The organism is Burkholderia sp. NFPP32 (assembly GCF_900119325.1).
In the GTDB taxonomy this organism is placed as follows: domain Bacteria; phylum Pseudomonadota; class Gammaproteobacteria; order Burkholderiales; family Burkholderiaceae; genus Burkholderia; species Burkholderia pyrrocinia_C.
The window spans coordinates 186,942-199,266 of record NZ_FPJP01000006.1 but is presented as its reverse complement, the minus strand read 5'-3'; the positions used below and the strand labels follow the sequence as shown (position 1 = coordinate 199,266).

Below are 12,325 nucleotides of genomic sequence, written 5' to 3'. Positions count from 1 at the left end.
AACCTGGATCAGGTGGCCGTGCTGGCCTGCGGCGCCACGGCCACCGATGCTTCGCTTGTCAGCATCAGGAACGTGAAGGTTTCGCGCAGGTACAGGCGGACGGCCTTGTCGCTATGGCTCGTGTAGCCGATCGATACGTCTTCCCCGAGGTGCAACTCGTAATCGCCGCCGCGCATCGACAGCACGCAGCCGCCGCTGAGCGCCGGCGCCCAGATGATCTCGCCGCTGACGATCCGCTTGATGTGGCCGAGAACCGGATACCCCTGGTCGCGCGCCTCGCTGAGCGCGGTATACGCGTCCGAGCCGAGCACCACCGAGTACGGGCCGTCGACGCCCGCGAGCCGCAGCGCTTCGAGCGCGTCGCTGATCGCGTCCGGGTACGCGCTGACGTCCGCCGGCAGCGTGAGCTTGCGGTTCGACGTGCCTTCGCGGATGCCGACGATGCCGGCGGCCGGGTAGCCGTCGAAAATCGCGTTGTCCTCGGCGAACGCGAGCCGCTGCGCGGCGTCCTTCGCCGGTTGCCAGTCGGCGTCGCGCGCGCCGCGCTCGACGCTGTCGATCGCATCGCGGCTCAGTTCGAACGGCACCGTCAGCTCGACGATCGTGCGGACTTCGCGCAGCCGCGCGTTCACCTGCTCGCGCGGCGCGGCGACCTCCACCAGGTGCCCGGTGCCGACGGCCGACAGCTCGGGGCCCGCGGGGCCGTCGACGTCGACGACGCGGCGGCCGGCCACCGATCGTTTGAAGGTGCGCGCCACTTCCTCCTCGATTTGTTCCCAGGCGGACGACGAGATCGGGGCGAGTTCGCGGTGCAGGTTATTCATAGGCTTGGGTTCCTTTCAGCGAGCCGATTTTCAGCGAGCCGTCGCGCTGCGGCGCGGACGACGAGGATTCCGGTTGCGCGGCGTCGGCGGCCGGCGCCGCGCGATCGGCGAGCGCTTCGAGCAGGTCGGCCGACGGCACGAAGAACAGCGAGCCGGTGACCGCGCGGCTGTAGTCGAGCAGGCGGTCGTAGTTGCCGGGCGGGCGGCCGACGAACATGTTCTCGAGCATCTGCTCGATCGGCGCCGGCGAGCGCGCATAGCCGATGAAATAGGTGCCGAATTCGCCGGCGCCCGGACGCCCGAACGGCATGTTGTCGCGCAGGATCTTCACTTCCTGGCCGTTCTCGTCGAGCGTGGTCAGCGAGCTGTGCGACGACGACGGCTTCACGTCCGGCGCGAGCTCGATGTCGGACAGCTTGGTGCGGCCGATGATGCGCTCCTGCGTCTCGACCGCGAGCGCGTTCCAGCCGGCCATGTCGTGCAGGTACTTTTGCACGATCACGTAGCTGCCGCCGGCGAATTCGGCATCTTCATCGCCGATCACCGTGAAGTCGACCGCTTCGCGGCCTTCGGGGTTCTCGGTGCCGTCGACGAAGCCGATCATCGCGCGCTGGTCGAAATTGCGGAAGCCGTGCACCTCGTCGACGACCGTGACGGCGCTGCCGAGCGCGCCGAGCAGTTGCGTCGCGAGTTCGAAGCACAGGTCCATCGCTTCGGCGCGGATGTGCAGCAGGATGTCGCCCGGCGTCGCGACCGCGATGCGCTGCCCGGCGCCGAATTCGCGGAACGGATGCAGCGACGCGGGGCGCGGGTCGCCGAACAGCGTATCCCACGCGTCGGCGCCGAAGCCGCACACGCAGGTCAGGTTGCCGCCGGGCACGCGCTTGCCGACCGAGCGCACGAGCGCGGCGATGTCGCCGCACCATGAACGGATCGTGTCGGCGTGATCGGCGCCGGGATTGATCGTTGCCACGAGGAAGATCGCGCTGCGCGTGATCGGGCTGTGAACGGCCTGGGAGAGCGGGGGAGGTGTCTGCATCGCGGCCTGCCGGTCAGTCATGTCGGGGCGGACGGGCCGCGGCTGCCGCGGCGCGCGAAGGCGAACGGTTGGACTGTGTCATGCGACTGTTCTCTTTGTGACATGCGGATGAAGGACGTTGCGCGGGCATTGCGCAACGGGCCGCAGCGGCGGCGGCCGGCCGCCCGGCGCGTGACTTGCCCGCACCGCGCAACGTCGTCGAGCATGCAATCTAGCAGCTTCGGCGGGTCTTTGGAACACGTATCGTCAATCTGTCATTCGAATGCGTCAAACGGGGCCGGAATTTGCGCGGCGGCCGCGCAGCTGTACTCCTGGCATGCGCGGCGCTGTGCTCTTGAGCGTCCGTGCAGCGTGCAGTAGATTAGGTCCCGCTGCCCGGTACCGCTCACGGATCTTCATACCGACCGTCACCTTGAATACGTCCACCGTTTCCTGTTCGCCGTCCGAGCGCATCCGTCGCCGCTTCGGCCATTTCCTTCACGCGGCCGAACTGGCCGGGCTGATCGTGATCGGTCTCGCGACCGCGTTCGCGATGACGCAGGAAGCGTGGAAGGTCGTGCTCGCGGGCGAGGTGTCGCTGACCGACCTGCTTCTCATGTTCCTGTATCTGGAAGTGCTCGCGATGAACGTGCGCTACCTGCGGCTCGGCCGGCTGCCCGTGCGGTTTCCGCTGTTCATTGCGATGACGTCGCTCGCGCGCGACCTGATCCTGCGCGGCGCGACCGACGGCCCCGAGCGGATGCTGATGACGACGTTCGGGATCGTGCTGCTCGCGGTGGGCGTGCTGATCCTGAGCTTCGGCCAGCATCGTTTTCCGGCCGACGTCGACGATGTCGAGGAGGACGCGCATGTGGGCCGGTGACGCGCGAACGATATGCACCATGTTTCTACAGGAGGGGCCGGATGAGCACGCATTCCGTCGCAACGAAGCAGGCGATCGATTTGCAGCACGCGTCGTCGGACGCGTACCGGCAGGCACGCGACGCGCGTGACGCCGATCCGGCGCGCGCACGTGCGCCGTCCGTCGTCGCGATGCAGCAGGCGGCCGCGCATGCGTATGTCGAGGCAGCCCGCGCACGTGTCGAAGCCACAGGCATCTGAATGAACACCGGGTTGCCGGCGCGCCGCGCGATGTGCGCCGGCAGCATATGCCCATCTACACGAGAGAGGTGTCGCATGACCAAGCAACTGATCGTCGCCGTGTTCGGCAGCGTCGACACGGCCCGCCAGGCGGCGAACGATTTCGAGGCGCTGTCGGAGAAGAATGAAGGATTCCGCATCGAGAACGGCGTCGTCGTCGAAAAGGACGCGGCCGGCAAGCTCGCGGTGCTCGCCGCCGAATCGCGGCCGTTCAAGGGCGGCGTGATCGGCGCGATCGCGGGCGGCCTGCTCGGGATCCTCGCCGGGCCGCTCGGCGTGGTCACCGGCATGGCGGCCGGCGCGGGTGCCGGCATCCTCGCGGACGCGGCCGGCAACGCGCTGCTCGACGGCACGTTCGTCGAGACGGTGGCCGCGCGGCTCGTGCCCGGCAGCGTCGCGATCATTCTCGAGGCGAAGGAAGCCACGCCGTTCTCGGTCGACAACGTCGTGACGGGATTCGGCGGCAAGGTCTTCCGCCAGGCGCTCGGCTGAGCGCCGCCTTCCAACCGTTTCGGGAGAACCGCATGCGCATCGATCAATCGTACCGGCGCTTCGACATCGCGGCGACGCTGTCGCCGCTGCCCGGCAACCGCGCGATCGCGACCGTCGACGTGACGACCGACGATCCGGCCCGCATCGCCGATCTCGGCACCGGCTACTTCCTGCAGATCCGCAAGTGGGTCGAGTCGAACGACGTCGCGCAGCTGACGGTGGTGTTCGACGAGTGCAAGGTCGCGATCGACCACTACGCGGACAACGTCGACGACGCGTGAGTCCACGCATCGCCACGCCGGACACGCATCGAGTCGTCGCCGGCTGCCGGCGATCGGAAATACAAAACGACTTGTGCCGGCGCAGCGCGGCGCCGCACCGGCGCGTTTGAATCTGTTCACCACGCCAACCGGATTTGGCGTTTGATCGCCAAACTGTCACTTACATTCGTCGAAATGACGCAGTAGGATGCCGATCCTTGTCTTGATGGGATCCGCATTGCTATCCGCCTTCAATTTCGGTAACGGACGAGGCTCGAACCGGGACGCCCGCGGCCGGGCACGGCTATCCGGCTTCGTGCATCGGCGCGGCCGGGACGCGCACGCGTCCCGGGCCGGTTCACCGCTGGCGGGGCGAGGCGGATGAAGCTCTACGAGAAATTCGCGAACGACATAGAGAGACTCATCCGGCAACGCGTGTATCGACACGGCGATCGTGTGCCGTCGGTGCGGCAGGCGAGCCAGCAGCACCGGATCAGCATCACGACCGTGCTTCATGCGTACCTGCTGCTCGAAAGCCGCGGGCTGCTGGAAAGCCGCCCGCAGTCGGGTTACTTCGTGAACCTGCGCCGCGACGACAGCCATGCGCCGGTGCGCGAGCTGCGGCCGTCGAAGCCGATCGCGATCTCGTCGTCGGTGGACGTGAGCCGGCTCGTGCTGTCGACGCTGCGCTCGATCGGCACCGACGACGCGGTGCCGCTCGGCTCGCCGTATCCGGACCCGAGCCTGTTTCCGTTCGAGAAGCTGAACCGCTATGCGTATGCGGCCGGCCGCGACAAGTCGCTGTGGGGCGTGACGGACGGGCTGCCGCCCGGCCATCCGCGGCTGATCCGGCAGATCGCGCGCCGCTACCTGGAAAACGGGATGTCGGTGGATCCGAACGAGATCATCGTGACGGTCGGCGCGACTGAGGCGATCAACCTGTGTCTGCAGGCGGTGGCGACGCCGGGCGATACGATCGCGGTGGAATCGCCGACGTTCTACGCGATGCTGCACGCGATCGAGCGGATGGGGATGAAGGCGATCGAGGTCGCGACGCATCCGGAATACGGGATCGACATTGCGGCGCTGGCGGCGATTGCGAAGTCGCAGCCGATCGCCGCATGCATGGTGATGCCGAACTTCCAGAACCCGCTCGGCTTTCAGATGCCCGACGAGCGCAAGCGCGAGCTGGTTGAGTTCGCAACCAAAGCGGACCTGCCGATCATCGAGAACGGTGTGTACAACGAACTGTACTTCGGCAACATGCATCCGAGCACGCTGAAGTCGTACGACCGCAACGACATCGTGTTGCATTGCTCGTCGTTCTCGAAAAGCCTGACGGCCGCGTACCGGATCGGCTGGGCGTTGCCGGGCCGCTATCGCGAACAGGTCGAGAAGCTGAAATTCCTGAACACGCTCGCGACGCCGTCGTTGCCGCAACTGGCGATCGCGGAGTTTCTCGAGCGCGACGGTTACGAGCATCACCTGAGGCGGATTCGCAAGGCGTACGCGCAGCAGGCGAACCTGATGCGCGCGATGGTGTCGCGGTTTTTCCCGGAGGGCACGCGCATTTCGAGCCCGGCGGGCGGGTACGTGCTGTGGGTCGAATTGCCCGCGCAGGTCGACGCGATGCGGCTGTATCAGCTCGCGCTGGAGCAGGGGATCACGATCGGGCCGGGCTACATGTTCTCGATCGCGGACAGCTACCGGAACTTCATCCGGCTGAACTACAGTAGCCCGTGGTCGCCGGAGATCGAGCAGGCGGTCGTCGCCGTCGGCAAGCTCGCCGCGTCCTGTATCGGCTGACCGCGGCCGCGGGCGCGTGCAACGACACGCAACCCGCGCGTCGTGTTGCATCAGGTCAGCCGGTACGATTGCGCGCCCGTTCCCGCGAGCGTGCCGCCGTCGACGATCAGGTATTCGTTGCGGATCGGCTTGCCGTCGAACCAGCATTGCAGGATCTCCAGCGTGCCGGCCGCATAGCGCGCCTGCGCGGACAGCGAAGTGCCCGAGATGTGCGGCGTCATTCCGTTGAACGGCATCGCGCGCCACGGATGGTCGGGCGGCGCCGGCTGCGGAAACCACACGTCGCCGCCGTAGCCCGCGAGATGCCCTGACGTAACGGCGCGCACGACCGCGTCGCGGTCGACCAGCTTCGCGCGCGCGGTGTTGATCAGGTACGCGCCGCGCTTCATCCGCGCGATCATCGCCGCGTCGAACAGGTGCTCGGTCGACGGGTACAGCGGGATCTGCAGGTTCACGATATCGACGGCGCCGGCGAGCGACGCGGCATCGGCGTGATACGTGAGCGCGAGTTCCTGCTCGATCGCGGCGTCGAGCCGGTGCCGCTGCGTGTAGTGCAGATGCAGGCCGAACGGCTTCAGCCGACGCAGCACCGCGAGACCGATGCGCCCCGCGCCGACCGTGCCGAAATGCATGCCTTCGACGTCATAGCTGCGCGACACGCAATCGGCGATGTTCCAGCCGCCTTGCTGAGCGATCGCATGCGACGGCAGATAGTTTCGCACCAGCGCGAGCGTCGTCATCACCACGTGTTCGGCCACGCTGATGCTGTTCGAGCCCGTGACTTCGGCGACGGTGACGTGCGCGCGCGCCGCGGCGTCGAGATCGACGTGATCCGAACCGATGCCGGCCGTCAGTGCGAGCTTCAGCTTCGGCGCGCGGGCGATCCGTTCGGCCGTCAGGTACGCGGGCCAGAACGGCTGCGAAATCACCACGTCCGCCTCGGGCAGCCGGCGCTCGAATTCGGAGTCGGGGCCGTCCTTGTCGCTCGTCACGATCAGCGTGTGACCGTGCGTTTCCATATAAGCGCGCAACCCGAGCGCGCCGGATACCGAGCCGACGAGTTCGCCGGGCCGGAAGCCGACGGGGCCGGCCGGCGTCGGCGCGGTTTGTCCGTCCGCGTATTGCGCGATGACCGGAATCGCGTCGCGTACGTAGCGCGGCGGATAGCCGTCGACGGGATCGGGGTAGAGCACGCACAGGACGGTGGCCATCGGGAGAACCTCTGGTGACGGAATGAAGGCGGAGCGGCACGCGAATTGCGCGGTCCGCGCGGAAGTACGCGCGGAAGTACGATGCCGCGGCCGCCGCGTGTTGCGTCGCAACGTCGATGACGTTCTACGCCGGTCATGGATCGCGTACAAGCTACAGTCGGTGTTTGCGTGCGCTGCGGGGCGTCTGTACCTGTTCTTTTCATGAAGGACGCCGATAATGGGATCGTTACCTGACTCTGCGGGAGCGATGTCATGTCCGGAAGCGATTCCTCGTCTTCACACCCTGATCTCGCGCTGGGCATCGCGCTCGACGACATCGCCGACGGCGCGATGATCGAGGGCCATGTCGGCGACGCAGCGGTGCTGCTCGTGCGCCGCGCCGACGAACTGTTTGCCGTGGGCGCGCAATGCACGCACTACGGCGCGCCGCTGGCCGACGGCCTGCTGGTCGGCGACACGATCCGCTGCCCGTGGCACCACGCGGCGTTCTGCCTGCGCACCGGCGCGCGGCTGCGCGCGCCGGCGCTCGACGGGCTGCCGTGCTGGCGCGTCGAACGCCGCGACGGTCGCGCCGTCGTGCTCGATGCGCGGCCGGCCGCCGCGCCGCCGGCGCTGAATGCGGCCGGGTTGCCCGCATCGGTGGTGATCGTAGGCGGCGGCGCCGCTGCGATCGCGGCCGCCGTGACGCTGCGGCAGGAAGGTTATCCGCATCCCGTCACGCTGCTGAGCGCCGACCGCGATCCGCCGTACGACCGGCCGAATTTGTCGAAGGACTATCTCGCGGGCACGGCCGACGCCGACTGGCTGCCGCTGCGCGCGCCGTCGTTCTATACCGACCATCGAATCGACGTGCGGTGCGGCACGCGCGTCGCGCGGATCGATCCCGCGCAGCATGCGGTCGAGCTGGCCGACGGTAGCCGCGTCGGATACGGCGCGCTGCTGCTTGCAACGGGCGCCGAACCGAACCGGCTGACCGTGCCCGGCGCCGATCTGCCGCACGTGTGCGTGCTCCGCTCGCGCGCCGACTGCGACGCGCTGATCGGCAAGCTGAAAACGGCGCGCCGTTGCGTCGTGGTCGGCGCGAGCTTCATCGGGCTCGAAGCGGCCGCTGCGTTGCGCACGCGCGGGCTCGACGTGCATGTCGTCGCGCCCGATGCGCAACCGATGGCGCACGTGCTCGGCGAAGCGCTCGGCGGTACGATCAAGGCGCTGCACGAATCGCATGGTGTCGTGTTCCATCTCGGCGCGACGCTCGCGCAAATCGCACCGGACAGCGTGACGCTGTCGACCGGCGACGTGCTGCCGGCCGATGTCGTGGTGGTCGGCATCGGCGTCCGTCCGAACGTTGCGCTCGCGCAGGACGCGGGGCTTGCGGCCGAGCGCGGCGTGACGGTCGACCGCTTCCTGCAGACGAGCGCGCCCGGCGTCTACGCGGCCGGCGACATCGCGCGCTGGCCCGATCCGCTGACGGGCGAGCGCATTCGCGTCGAGCACTGGGTCGTCGCCGAGCGGCAGGGCAGCGTCGCGGCGCGCAACATGCTCGGGCAGCAGCAGCCGTTCGACGCGGTGCCGTTCTTCTGGAGCCAGCATTACGACATGACGATCAACTATGTCGGGCATGCGGAGCAATGGGATCGCGTCGAGATCGACGGCGACCTCGGCGCGCACGACTGCTCGATTGCATACTGGCGCGGCGACACGCGGCTCGCGGTCGCGACGATCGGCCGCGATCTCGACAGCCTGACGGCGGAAGCGGCATTGGAGCGGCAGATTGCAGCCGCGTGACAGCGGCCCGGCCAGCTCGGGTGCCGGCAGGTCGACGGGCGCGCCGTCGCGGAAGATCCGCACCTGCGCGACCCACGCACCGTTTGCGTTGTGTGTCGCTTCGACGCGAATCTCGTGATCCGCGAAGGTGTCGGTTGCGTGCATCGGTCGGGGCACTCCGTCGGTCGCGAACGCGGATCCGGCGGTGCTGCGTCGTACGACACGCAGTCGTGCGTTCGCGCGTGACGGCCGTCACGCAGCGCCCGATGGGGATGATTCTCGCGGCGATCGCGATGCAGATGATCGTCGCGAGCCTGAAGGCCGCGTCCGCGCTGCCGCATTGAAGGCGACGCACGACTCGACGCAAACCCGCCGCTGTTTGACCTGACGCTAGCGCCGTTGCGCGGGCGCGCGCCTTGCTCGATCAGTTCGACGGTCACGTTCGCCGTCCCGCTTTCGACAACGAGGGCCGCACATGAAAGCCGTCATATTTCACGGCAGCGGTGACATTCGCATCGATACGGTGCCCGACCCGGATATCGCCGATATGGCCGATGCGGTCGCGCGCGAACCGGGCCGGATGAAGGTGCAGCTCGAACCCCGACGTATGTGAACCGGAACGAGGAGCGATGCGATGGACGATCGATACGACAACTGCATGGCCGCGTGCGACGCGTGTGCACACGCGTGCGATGCGTGTTTGGCCGCGTGCCTCGCGGAACCCGACGGGCACGCGCTGGCGGCCTGCATCGCGCTCGATATCGAATGCGCGCAGCTGTGCCGCTTCGCGTCGGGCGCGATGGCGCGCCGCAGTGTGCTCGTGCCGAGCGTGTGCGCAATGTGTGCACAGGCGTGCGACCTGTGCGCGACCGAATGCCTGCTGCATGCGCACGATCATTGCCGCAACTGCGCGCTCGCGTGCGAAACGTGCGCGGCGATGTGCCGCGCGATGGCATGAGCATGTGCGGTCGCGGGGCGCGCTGACCCCGGTGCGCGACGCGCTGCCGCGCTCACTGATTCGGTGCGCCCGGCGGCGGGGCTGCGCTCGCGCTGGTGGTGGCGATGGTGGCGGCGCCCGCGTCACCGGGGTTCGGCGCCGCAGCGCCGTTCACCGCGCTGCGCTCGTGCTCGGGCAGCAGCGCGAGACGGTTGTACAGCGTCTTGAGGCTGATGCCGAGCGCTTTCGCGGTGCGCGGCTTGTCGCCGTTGAAATGCCGCAGCGACGCGGCGATGAAGCGCTGCTGCGTGTGCGCGAGCGTCGTGCCGATATGCAGCGTCATCGCGTTGTGGCGCACTTCCTCGTGCGGCGGTTGGCGGCGCGGCAGTTGCAGGTCGATCTGCTCGTCCGCGAGGATGAACGCACGCTCGAGCGCATTGCGCAGTTCGCGCACGTTGCCGGGCCACGTATACGCGCGCAGCGCCTTCATCGCCTGCATCGACAGGCGCTTTCTCGTGCGGTGCCGCGCATTCAGCCGCTCGACGATCTGGAGAGCGATATCACCGACATCGTCCTCGCGCTGCCTGAGCGGGGGCACATGCAGCGCGATCATCGCGATTCGGTAGAACAGGTCTTCGCGCAGCCGGCCGCTGCGCACGGCCTCGACGGGATCGTGATGCGTGGCCGCGACGATCCGCACGTCGAGCGGAATCGATTCATGGCCGCCGACGCGCACGATCGTGTTCGATTCGAGCGTGCGTAGCAGCTTGACCTGCAGCTCGCCCGGCATTTCCGCGATCTCGTCGAGGAACAGCGTGCCGCCGCACGCGGCTTCGAACATGCCCACATGCTGCGCGACCGCGCCGGTGAAGCTGCCTTTTTCGTGACCGAACAGATGCGATTCCGCGATGTCGGGCGCGATCGCCCCGCAGTTGACGGGGACGAACGGCCCGCGCCGCCGCGGGCTCAGGTCGTGCAGGAGACGCGCGACGATATCCTTGCCGGCGCCGCTTTCCCCGACGATCAGCACGCTGGCGTGCGTGGTCGCGACGCGCGACACCTTCAGTAAAAGGGCCTGGATCGTACGCGAGCGACCGAAGAGTCGCGCGCTGTCATCGCCGGTTTTCGCCATGGCGCGATATCGAATCAGGAAGATTTGACCGAATATTGTCGAGGTCTGATGAAAAAACGACGTGGCATGCGTCGTTTTCCTGTACGGAGCTTACCTTTTATACCAACGGCGCGACATTGAATCTGGCAATGCGAGCCGCCGCGGCAGATAGATTTATTCGATGAGCGACGAATGCGCGACCGGGGTCTTCTATACTTCGAAGCAGCGTTTTTCATTGCAGGACGGCCGGTCCGCTCATTGGTATGCAGTGCGGAAGGTGTTGCCGTGTGCCGGCCGCGCGTGCTGCGCCGCACATCCGTCGCGGTTCCGGCCAGTGCCCGCGCCGGGCCGCCTCACAAGGAGCCTCGATGCCCTATGTCCTGATCGTCGAAGACGATGCCGATACGCGCACGATGCTCGCGACACTCGCACGCACGCAGCAGCTCGCATGCGATACGGCCGCGACGCTCGAAGAAGCGCGCACGCTCGTCACGACGCATACCCCCGATCTCGTGCTGTGCGATCTCGTGCTGCCGGATGGCAACGGCATGGATCTGTTCGACGCATTGCCGAAACGCTCGCACTGCGAAATGGTGTTGACCACCGGCCACGCGAGCCTCGAAACCGCGATCGACGCATTGCGGCGCGGCGCGACCGACTATCTCGTGAAGCCGCTGAACATGCAGCGGCTGAACAGCATCTTCGCGCGCGTGCCGCGCACGACCGCGCTGCACGAAGAGATTGCCGAGCTGCGCTCGGAGCTGAAGCGCCTCGGGCGTTTCGGCCGCATGCTCGGCAGCTCGCCCGCGATGCAGGCCGTCTACGATGCGATCGGCCGCGTCGCGCGCACCGAGGCTTCGGTGCTGCTGACGGGCGAATCGGGCACCGGCAAGGAGCTGGCCGCGCAGACGGTGCACGACCTGAGCCTGCGCCGCCGCGGCCCGTTTCTCGCGGTGAACTGCGGCGCGATCGCCGCGAACCTGGTCGAGAGCGAGATGTTCGGCCACGACCGCGGCAGCTTCACCGGCGCCGAGCGCCAGCACAAGGGCTTCTTCGAACGCGCGGACGGCGGCACGCTGTTTCTCGACGAGATCACCGAGATGCCGGTCGAATCGCAGGTCAAGCTGCTGCGCGTGCTGGAGACGGGGCGGCTTACGCGGCTCGGCTCGACGCGCGAGATCGACGTCGACGTGCGCATCGTCGCCGCGACGAACCGCGATCCGGAAGCCGCGATGGCGGACGGCAAGCTGCGGCCCGACCTGTTTCACCGGATCAACGTGTTTCCGATTCCATTGCCGCCGCTGCGCGAGCGCGGCGACGACATCCCGATGCTCGCCGACGCGTTCCTGCAGCATTTCAACGAAGAGAGCGGCCGGCATCTGCGCTTCGCGCCGGCCGCGCGCGAAGCGCTGAAGACCCACGAATGGCCCGGCAACGTGCGCGAACTGCGCAACTTCGTGCAGCGAGCGAGCATTTTCAGCGATGCGGACGTGATCGAGACGCTGCCGCCGCCGATCATGGAAGAGCTGTCGAACATGGTCGATTCGCACGAGGATCGCGTGACCGTGCCGTTCGGCACGCCGCTCGAGGAAGTCGACCGGCGGCTGATCCTCGGCACGATCGCGCAATGCGGCGGCGTGAAGGCGCAGGCGGCCGAAGTGCTCGACGTCAGCCTGAAGACGATCTACAACCGGCTCGCGCAACTGGAAGACGAAGCGGACAAGCCGGATTCCTGATGCCG

Annotated in this window: 13 protein-coding genes and 1 pseudogene; 9 read left to right on the top strand and 5 right to left on the bottom strand. The window is 67.6% G+C overall.

The window, feature by feature from the left end; translation table 11 throughout:
• Positions 1–8: 8 nt before the first annotated feature.
• Complete coding sequence (locus BT264_RS14810) at positions 9–824, bottom strand: family 1 encapsulin nanocompartment shell protein (protein WP_072437821.1); 816 nt, start codon at positions 822–824, stop codon at positions 9–11.
• Complete coding sequence (locus BT264_RS14805) at positions 817–1,884, bottom strand: Dyp-type peroxidase (RefSeq protein WP_072437822.1); 1,068 nt, start codon at positions 1,882–1,884, stop codon at positions 817–819. The genes BT264_RS14810 and BT264_RS14805 overlap by 8 nt, the downstream gene beginning before the upstream one ends.
• Positions 1,885–2,275: 391 nt before the next feature.
• Between BT264_RS14805 and BT264_RS14800 the strand changes: the two genes are divergently transcribed.
• From BT264_RS14800 to BT264_RS14780, 5 genes are all read left to right on the top strand, one after another.
• A complete protein-coding gene (locus tag BT264_RS14800; protein ID WP_072437823.1) occupies positions 2,276–2,725 on the top strand; it encodes a phosphate-starvation-inducible protein PsiE in 450 nt (149 codons plus the stop codon).
• Positions 2,726–2,766: 41 nt separating this feature from the next.
• The gene (locus BT264_RS14795) at positions 2,767–2,964 is read left to right on the top strand and encodes a hypothetical protein (protein WP_072437824.1); all 198 of its coding nucleotides are present in this window, start codon (positions 2,767–2,769) and stop codon (positions 2,962–2,964) included.
• A gap of 75 nt (positions 2,965–3,039) precedes the next feature.
• Positions 3,040–3,495 carry a DUF1269 domain-containing protein gene (locus BT264_RS14790; protein WP_072437825.1) on the top strand — a complete coding sequence of 152 codons (456 nt, stop codon included), beginning with the start codon at positions 3,040–3,042 and terminating at the stop codon, positions 3,493–3,495.
• 32 nt (positions 3,496–3,527) lie between these two features.
• A complete protein-coding gene (locus BT264_RS14785; RefSeq protein WP_072437826.1) occupies positions 3,528–3,776 on the top strand; it encodes a hypothetical protein in 249 nt (82 codons plus the stop codon).
• A gap of 360 nt (positions 3,777–4,136) precedes the next feature.
• Positions 4,137–5,561, top strand: a complete 1,425-nt coding sequence (locus BT264_RS14780; RefSeq protein WP_072437827.1) for an aminotransferase-like domain-containing protein — start codon at positions 4,137–4,139, stop codon at positions 5,559–5,561.
• Between the two features lie 50 nt (positions 5,562–5,611).
• Here BT264_RS14780 and BT264_RS14775 read toward each other — a convergent pair whose 3' ends face one another.
• Positions 5,612–6,772, bottom strand: a complete 1,161-nt coding sequence (locus BT264_RS14775; protein ID WP_072437828.1) for an NAD-dependent formate dehydrogenase — start codon at positions 6,770–6,772, stop codon at positions 5,612–5,614.
• A 252-nt stretch (positions 6,773–7,024) separates the two neighbouring features.
• Between BT264_RS14775 and BT264_RS14770 the strand changes: the two genes are divergently transcribed.
• On the top strand, positions 7,025–8,557 hold the full coding sequence (locus tag BT264_RS14770) for an FAD-dependent oxidoreductase (RefSeq protein WP_072437829.1): 1,533 nt from the start codon (positions 7,025–7,027) through the stop codon (positions 8,555–8,557).
• Positions 8,558–8,572: 15 nt separating this feature from the next.
• Here BT264_RS14770 and BT264_RS40485 read toward each other — a convergent pair.
• A pseudogene (locus BT264_RS40485) lies at positions 8,573–8,701 on the bottom strand (DUF6566 family protein); the annotation flags it as partial.
• 310 nt (positions 8,702–9,011) lie between these two features.
• On the opposite strand from BT264_RS40485, the gene BT264_RS14765 reads away from it, so the two are divergent.
• Positions 9,012–9,149, top strand: a complete 138-nt coding sequence (locus BT264_RS14765; protein ID WP_083534020.1) for a hypothetical protein — start codon at positions 9,012–9,014, stop codon at positions 9,147–9,149.
• 21 nt (positions 9,150–9,170) lie between these two features.
• The gene (locus BT264_RS14760; protein ID WP_072437830.1) at positions 9,171–9,494 is read left to right on the top strand and encodes a four-helix bundle copper-binding protein; all 324 of its coding nucleotides are present in this window, start codon (positions 9,171–9,173) and stop codon (positions 9,492–9,494) included.
• Between the two features lie 52 nt (positions 9,495–9,546).
• Here the strand turns inward: BT264_RS14760 and BT264_RS14755 are convergent, their stop codons facing one another.
• Positions 9,547–10,605 carry a sigma-54 interaction domain-containing protein gene (locus tag BT264_RS14755; RefSeq protein WP_072437831.1) on the bottom strand — a complete coding sequence of 353 codons (1,059 nt, stop codon included), beginning with the start codon at positions 10,603–10,605 and terminating at the stop codon, positions 9,547–9,549.
• Positions 10,606–10,952: 347 nt separating this feature from the next.
• Between BT264_RS14755 and BT264_RS14750 the strand changes: the two genes are divergently transcribed.
• On the top strand, positions 10,953–12,320 hold the full coding sequence (locus BT264_RS14750; RefSeq protein ID WP_072437832.1) for a sigma-54-dependent transcriptional regulator: 1,368 nt from the start codon (positions 10,953–10,955) through the stop codon (positions 12,318–12,320).
• Positions 12,321–12,325 lie beyond the last annotated feature (5 nt).

What these genes read in the sequence shown, in the direction of transcription:
- BT264_RS14810 (WP_072437821.1), bottom strand. Translation starts at nt 824, where the DNA reads ATGAATAACCTGCACCGCGAACTCGCCCCGATCTCGTCGTCCGCCTGG.
- BT264_RS14805 (WP_072437822.1), bottom strand. Translation starts at nt 1,884, where the DNA reads ATGACTGACCGGCAGGCCGCGATGCAGACACCTCCCCCGCTCTCCCAG.
- BT264_RS14795 (WP_072437824.1), top strand. Translation starts at nt 2,767, where the DNA reads ATGAGCACGCATTCCGTCGCAACGAAGCAGGCGATCGATTTGCAGCAC.
- BT264_RS14790 (WP_072437825.1), top strand. Translation starts at nt 3,040, where the DNA reads ATGACCAAGCAACTGATCGTCGCCGTGTTCGGCAGCGTCGACACGGCC.
- BT264_RS14785 (WP_072437826.1), top strand. Translation starts at nt 3,528, where the DNA reads ATGCGCATCGATCAATCGTACCGGCGCTTCGACATCGCGGCGACGCTG.
- BT264_RS14780 (WP_072437827.1), top strand. Translation starts at nt 4,137, where the DNA reads ATGAAGCTCTACGAGAAATTCGCGAACGACATAGAGAGACTCATCCGG.
- BT264_RS14775 (WP_072437828.1), bottom strand. Translation starts at nt 6,772, where the DNA reads ATGGCCACCGTCCTGTGCGTGCTCTACCCCGATCCCGTCGACGGCTAT.
- BT264_RS14770 (WP_072437829.1), top strand. Translation starts at nt 7,025, where the DNA reads ATGTCCGGAAGCGATTCCTCGTCTTCACACCCTGATCTCGCGCTGGGC.
- BT264_RS14765 (WP_083534020.1), top strand. Translation starts at nt 9,012, where the DNA reads ATGAAAGCCGTCATATTTCACGGCAGCGGTGACATTCGCATCGATACG.
- BT264_RS14760 (WP_072437830.1), top strand. Translation starts at nt 9,171, where the DNA reads ATGGACGATCGATACGACAACTGCATGGCCGCGTGCGACGCGTGTGCA.
- BT264_RS14755 (WP_072437831.1), bottom strand. Translation starts at nt 10,605, where the DNA reads ATGGCGAAAACCGGCGATGACAGCGCGCGACTCTTCGGTCGCTCGCGT.
- BT264_RS14750 (WP_072437832.1), top strand. Translation starts at nt 10,953, where the DNA reads ATGCCCTATGTCCTGATCGTCGAAGACGATGCCGATACGCGCACGATG.